This is a genomic window from Neisseria sp. P0021.S006 (assembly GCF_051956895.1).
The window spans coordinates 1-765 of sequence record NZ_JBQCWZ010000646.1; the positions used below are offsets into that span (position 1 = coordinate 1).

Annotated in this window: 1 protein-coding gene; it reads left to right on the forward strand. The window is 51.2% G+C overall.

All coding sequences use genetic code 11. The features are described from left to right. The coding region (locus ACTHUM_RS16235; RefSeq protein ID WP_440403454.1) for a substrate-binding domain-containing protein at window positions 1-700 on the forward strand (700 nt) is incomplete at its 5' end. Window positions 701-765 lie beyond the last annotated feature (65 nt).

Here is a 765-nt window from a genome sequence, read left to right on the forward strand (position 1 = left end):
GATGGAGCCACTGATCCGTACCTTTATGGAGCATCGTGCCGAGGGGATTTTATATGTGGCAGGTTTCCATCAGGAAGTATTGCTGCCGGAAGTGCTCAACCGTTGCCCGATGGTGTTGGTCAACTGTTTTGATTTGGCAGGTACGCCGTCGGTTTTGCCGGACGACGAAGCAGGGCAGTATGGCTTGGTGCGCCGGATTATCCAAAGCGGACACAAACGGATTGCTTATGTGACTTTGCAGCCGGGCGTGGAAGCGACAAGATTGAGATTGGCCGGATACCGCCGTGCTTTGGCTGATGCGGATATTGTCTTCGATCCTGATTTGGTGCAAACTGGTTATCCTGACTTCAGCAATGACAGCGGATCTTTGATTTCGGCTATTTTGAAACTGTTGTCTTTGCCGCTTCCGCCGACGGTAATTTGCTGCGGTAACGATGAAATGGCAGTACGCGTGTACGGGATTTTGAGGACGCGCGGCATGCGGGTTCCCGAGCAAGTCTCTGTTGCTGGATATGATAACCACAGCGCGATTGCGGAAACGCTGTTTCCGCCGTTGACCAGTACTGAGTTGCCCTATTTGCGCATGGGTGCGATGGCGGCGGATTTGCTGTTCCAATACATCGAACATCCGGCCGGTACGGTTCGGCCCGTCAAGGTCGTTGGGGAAACCATCTGGCGTCAGTCTGTGATGAATAAATAGTTTCAGACGGCCTGAAAATAAGCTTCAAACAACACAAACACACATCAAAACAAGATTATATAAAC